Source organism: Klebsiella sp. ME-303 (genome assembly GCF_007910085.1).
In the GTDB taxonomy this organism is placed as follows: domain Bacteria; phylum Pseudomonadota; class Gammaproteobacteria; order Enterobacterales; family Enterobacteriaceae; genus Klebsiella; species Klebsiella michiganensis.
The window spans coordinates 1-850 of sequence record NZ_VOJB01000011.1 but is presented as its reverse complement, the minus strand read 5'-3'; the positions used below and the strand labels follow the sequence as shown (position 1 = coordinate 850).

Genomic DNA, 850 nt, shown 5'->3' with positions numbered 1-850 from the left:
GGATACCGTACCGGTGCGCAGTTTCAACTACGTTGAAGAAGTGAAAGGCCCGGATCACGATAAATACCTGTGGACCAACGCCTCGTTCGCCTTTGCGGCCAACATGGTGAAGAGCTTCATCAACAACGGCTGGTGCGTGCAAATCCGTGGCCCGCAGGCCGGTGGTGCCGTCCAGGACCTGCCAATCCATCTGTATGACCTCGGCACCGGCAAACAGGTGAAGATTCCGTCAGAAGTGATGATCCCGGAAACCCGCGAATTTGAATTTGCCAGCCTCGGCTTCATTCCCCTGTCGTACTACAAGAACCGCGACTATGCGTGCTTCTTCTCGGCGAACTCCACCCAGAAACCGGCGCTGTACGACACCGCCGATGCGACGGCCAACAGCCGCATTAACGCCCGTCTGCCGTATATCTTCCTGCTGTCGCGCATCGCCCACTATCTGAAGCTGATTCAGCGCGAGAACATCGGTTCCACCAAGGACCGCCGCCTGCTGGAGCTGGAACTCAACACCTGGGTGCGCAGTCTGGTGACCGAAATGACCGATCCGGGCGACGAGCTGCAGGCCTCACACCCACTGCGCGACGCAAAAGTGGTGGTGGAAGACATCGAAGACAATCCGGGCTTCTTCCGCGTGAAGCTGTACGCTATCCCGCACTTCCAGGTGGAAGGCATGGACGTCAACCTGTCACTGGTTTCCCAGATGCCGAAAGCCAAATCGTAAGGCGAGGGGAAATCAGGGATGAAAATTTACCGCCCACTTTGGGAGGATGGGGCCGCTCTGGCCCCGCAACAATTCCAGCAGCAGGCCCGCTGGAGTGAATACGTTGCCGACATGGTCGCCCGGATG

1 protein-coding gene and 1 pseudogene are annotated in these 850 nt (G+C 58.2%); both read left to right on the top strand.

Annotated elements, in window-relative coordinates:
* Window positions 1–724 (top strand): type VI secretion system contractile sheath large subunit (tssC, locus tag FQK12_RS00075; RefSeq protein ID WP_146295608.1); only part of this gene is annotated, 724 nt, incomplete at its 5' end.
* Window positions 725–742: 18 nt separating this feature from the next.
* Window positions 743–850: pseudogene (locus FQK12_RS27525) on the top strand (hypothetical protein); the annotation flags it as partial.